At 74.3% G+C, this 3,917-nt stretch carries 5 protein-coding genes; 3 read left to right on the forward strand and 2 right to left on the reverse strand.

Going from position 1 to position 3,917, the window contains the following annotated elements:
- Positions 1 to 79: 79 nt before the first annotated feature.
- Positions 80 to 997 carry a TauD/TfdA dioxygenase family protein gene (locus tag ACLBYE_RS29850; RefSeq protein ID WP_447696929.1) on the reverse strand — a complete coding sequence of 306 codons (918 nt, stop codon included), beginning with the start codon at positions 995 to 997 and terminating at the stop codon, positions 80 to 82.
- Between the two features lie 389 nt (positions 998 to 1,386).
- Between ACLBYE_RS29850 and ACLBYE_RS29855 the strand changes: the two genes are divergently transcribed.
- The 3 genes from ACLBYE_RS29855 to ACLBYE_RS29865 are packed head-to-tail and all read left to right on the forward strand — an operon-like array spanning position 1,387 to position 3,463.
- Positions 1,387 to 2,028: a phage distal tail protein, Rcc01695 family gene (locus ACLBYE_RS29855; protein WP_447696930.1), complete on the forward strand. Its 642-nt coding sequence runs from the start codon at positions 1,387 to 1,389 to the stop codon at positions 2,026 to 2,028.
- Between the two features lie 14 nt (positions 2,029 to 2,042).
- A complete protein-coding gene (locus ACLBYE_RS29860; protein ID WP_447696931.1) occupies positions 2,043 to 2,918 on the forward strand; it encodes a DUF2163 domain-containing protein in 876 nt (291 codons plus the stop codon).
- Entirely contained in the window at positions 2,915 to 3,463 is a 549-nt protein-coding gene (locus tag ACLBYE_RS29865; RefSeq protein WP_447696932.1) for an NlpC/P60 family protein, read from the forward strand. The genes ACLBYE_RS29860 and ACLBYE_RS29865 overlap by 4 nt, the downstream gene beginning before the upstream one ends.
- Here ACLBYE_RS29865 and ACLBYE_RS29870 read toward each other — a convergent pair.
- A complete protein-coding gene (locus ACLBYE_RS29870) occupies positions 3,394 to 3,678 on the reverse strand; it encodes an addiction module antidote protein (protein ID WP_447696933.1) in 285 nt (94 codons plus the stop codon). The two genes, ACLBYE_RS29865 and ACLBYE_RS29870, sit on opposite strands and share 70 nt — an antisense overlap.
- Positions 3,679 to 3,917 lie beyond the last annotated feature (239 nt).

Here is a 3,917-nt window from a genome sequence, read left to right on the forward strand (position 1 = left end):
AGCCTCGCCCGGGCGGTGGCGCGCGGCCAGCGGGCGACGTGACGGCGGCCGGCACGGCCGCCGCGCGGCCCGTCGAGGGTCACGCCGCCCTGCGCGCCTCCGTCTCCCGCGCCCGGCTGGTGCGGCCGTCGACGCTCACCGGCGCGACGCCCCGGATCGTCACGCGGCGGACCACGCGGGGCGCCTCGCCGTAATCGTCCACCGCCCGGTGGACCGTGGCGCGGTTGTCCCAGATCGCCACGTCGCCCGTCCGCCACGACCAGCGCACGGTGTTCTCGGGCCGGGTCGCGTGGTCGTGGAAGATCGCCAGCAGGTGCTGCGAATCCGCGGTGGTCAGGTCCAGGATCCGCTGGATGAAGTGGCCGACGATCAGCGAGCGCTCCCCGGTCTCCGGGTGGACGTGGACCAGCGGGTGCTCGGTCTCGAACACGGTCCTGGTGAACACCTCGTCGTAGCGCCGCCGCCCGGCCTCCGACACGTTCACCCGGCCGCCGACATAGTCGTAGACGTTGGAGTGCAGCGCCCAGAGCTTGTCGGCGAGGTCGCGCAGGGGCTCGGGCAGGTCCGCGTAGGCCGCCGCCGTGTTGGCCCAGAGCGTGTCGCCGCCGTGGGGCGGCAGCGTCACGGCCCGCAGGATCGAGAGCGCCGGGTAGGCCGGCACGAAGGTCACGTCGGTGTGCCAGGAACTCGCCCGCTCGCCCCGGCTGCCGTCGATGTCGAGGATTCCCGCCGTGCCGGCGAGGGAGGGCACGGTCGGATGCGGGACGAGGTCGCCGAGGCGCCGGCCGAAGGCCTCCTGCCCGGCCTCGTCGAGGTCCTGGTCGCGGAAGAACACCACCTTGTGGGTGTTCAGCGCCTGCCGGATCGCCGCGACCGTCCCGTCGTCCAGGTCTCCCGAGAGGGCGACGCCGCGGATCTCCGCGCCGATGCGGCCGGCGACGCGGCGGATGTCGAGGTCGGGGGCGGATGCGTGCAGCGGCAGAGGATTGGCGCTCATCGGAAGGTTTCCCTGGCAAAACGGCGGCGCGGCGTGCGGATCGCGCGGTGAACCGAGATGTGCGGACCGAGAGGACTTCGGAGAAAATCCGCTTCGGTGTGGCGATCTTCGATCAACTGCCGTCCCGTGTCGATGAACGGCGCTTTCGATTTTCCGGTGCCTCTCGGAAGACTTTTTTCAGCTGCTCCGATCCGGCAGCGATACCGTCCCCCGACGCCGCGCGGGATCTGCGGCCCGGCCTCCGTCCGCGCGAGCGGAGCGACGCGATCCGGGAGCGCCACGCTCACCGGTGTCGCGCTGCCCGGGTTCGCTTCGCCGCGCTCGCGAGGGCGGTGAGGAGCCGGAAGACCGACGCGGCACCCGCGCGACCCGAACCGGAGAGGCCCGCCATGGCCGACGATTTCCACGAGGTGCTGTTCCCCCTCGACGTCTCGCTGCGCGCCGGCGGCGGCCCGCAGCGGCTCACCGAGATCGTGACCCTGGCCTCGGGCCGGGAGCACCGGAACGGCCGCTGGGCCGATTCCCGCCGCCGCTACGAGGCCGGGTTCGGGATGCGCGGCCTCGACGCGCTGCACGCCGTGCTGGCCTTCTTCGAGGAGCGGCGCGGGCGGCTCTACGGCTTCCGGTTCCGCGACCGGGTCGACGGCCGCTCCGGGCCGCCCGGCCGGCCGACCGGTCCCCTCGACCAGCCGCTGGGCACCGGCGACGGCGCCACCGCGTCCTTCCCGCTGGTCAAGACCTACGGGTCCGGCTTCGCGCCCTACCGGCGCCGGATCGCCAAGCCGGTGGCGGGCAGCGTCCGCGTCGCGGTGGCGGGCCGGGAGGTCGAGCCCGGCGCCTTCGCGTGCGACCCGACGACCGGCCTCGTCACCTTCGCGGCGGGCCACCTTCCGCCGCCCGGCGCCGCCGTGACGGCGGGCTTCGCCTTCGACGTGCCGGTCCGGTTCGACACCGACGCGCTGACCATCGACCTCGCCGCCTTCACGGCCGGGGAGATCCCGAAGGTGCCGCTCGTCGAGATCGTGCCCTGAGGAGGCGTGACGCCATGCGCGACATCCCGGAGGCCTTCGCGGCCCATCTCGCCGGCGGGGTGACCACCCTGTGCCGCTGCTGGTCCCTGCGGCGGCGGGACGGTCTCGCCCTCGGCTTCACCGACCACGACCGCGACCTGACCGTCGCGGGCCTCGTCCACGCCGCCCGCACCGGGCTGGAGGCGGCCGAGGCCAGTGCCGAGCTCGGCTTCGCGGTCTCGGGCGGCGACGTGGCGGGGGCGCTCAGCGGCCTCGGGCTGACCGAGGCGGACATCGCCGGCGGCCTCTACGACGGCGCCGCGGTGGAGACCTGGCTGGTCGACTGGAGCAGCCCCGAGACCCGGCTCCTCCTCGACGTCGCCACGATCGGCGAGGTGCGCCGGGACGGCGACGCCTTCGTGGCGGAGCTGCGCGGCCTCGCGCACCGGCTCGGCGCCGAGCGGGGCCGCACCTACCGGGCGACCTGCGGCGCCGATCTCGGCGATGCCCGATGCCGGGTGGACCGCGCCGCGTGGACGACGGCCGGCCGGGTGACCGGCGTCCCGGAGCCGGCCACGCTCGCGGCGGCGCTCGCCGGGTCCTTCGCGGACGGCCTGTTCACCGGCGGGCGCCTGACCTGGACGACGGGCGCCAATGCCGGGCTCGCGGCGGACGTGCGCCTGCAGCTCGGGCCCCTGATCGAGCTCTGGACGGTGCCGCCCCGGCCGGTCGCCGCCGGCGACGGGTTCAGCCTGACGGCCGGGTGCGACAAGCGCCTCGCCACCTGCCGCGACCGCTTCGCCAACGCGGTCAACTTCCAGGGCTTCCCGCACATGCCCGGCAACGACGCGGTCATGCGGGCGGTCCCCGGCTCGGAGCCCATCCTCGACGGCGGGAGCCTGTTCCGATGAGCGCGATGCGGCGCGAGAGCGGCCGAGATATCGGTGTCGCGGCGCTCGGCGAGGCGCGGCTCTGGCTGGGCACGCCCTACCGCCACCAGGCGTCGCTGCGCGGCGTGGGCTGCGACTGCCTGGGCCTGCTGCGCGGGGTCTGGCGCGGGCTCTACGGCGCCGAGCCGGAGGTGCCGCCGCCCTATTCCGGCACCTGGGCGGAATCGGCCGCGCCCGGGACCGACCCGCTCACCGAGGCGGCCGCCCGCCACCTCGTGCCGGTGCCCGGACCCCTGGCGGACCTGGCGCCGCGGCCGGGCGACGTCCTGCTCTTCGCCTTCCGCCGCCACCTGCCGGCCCGGCACTGCGCCATTGCCACCGGCGCCGGCGCGATGATCCACGCCCACGACGGGGCCGCCGTCACCGAGGTGGCGCTCACCGGATGGTGGCGGCGGCACGCGACGGGGGCGTTCCGCTTTCCGGAGCGCTGCGGCGCCTACGAGGAACGCGTCGATACGGTGAGCTTGACGCCGAGCACGTCCATGACCTTGCGGACCGTCTCGTAGCGGAGCTTCGAGCCCGGCGTCAGCGCCTTGTAGAGGCTCTCCCGACCGACACCCGCTTCCCGGGCGATCTGCGCCATGCCGCGTGCCTTCGCGACATCGCCCAGGGCCGCGATGAACAGCTCGGGGTCGGGGTCGTCGAGCGCCGCCGCCAGGTACTCGGCAATCGTCTCCTCACGGTCGAGGAATTCCGACGCGTCGAATGGTGTGAAACGCATCAGGTGATTCCGTCGAGAGAGGCGGCCATGGACTTGGCTCTCTGAATGTCCCGGGTCTGGCTGGACTTATCGCCGCCGCACAGGAGCAGGTACGTCACCTCGCCGCGTCGGACCTAGAGCCGTTCCCGATCGGGTTGGGACGCAGGCGATCGGCGAGCCCGTGCCGAACGAGGCGCGGGTCCCCTCTCCCGTGCGGGAGAGGGACAGGGTGAGGGATGAGAACAGTCCGGAAGAGTCGC

This window comes from Methylobacterium sp. A52T (assembly GCF_053346095.1).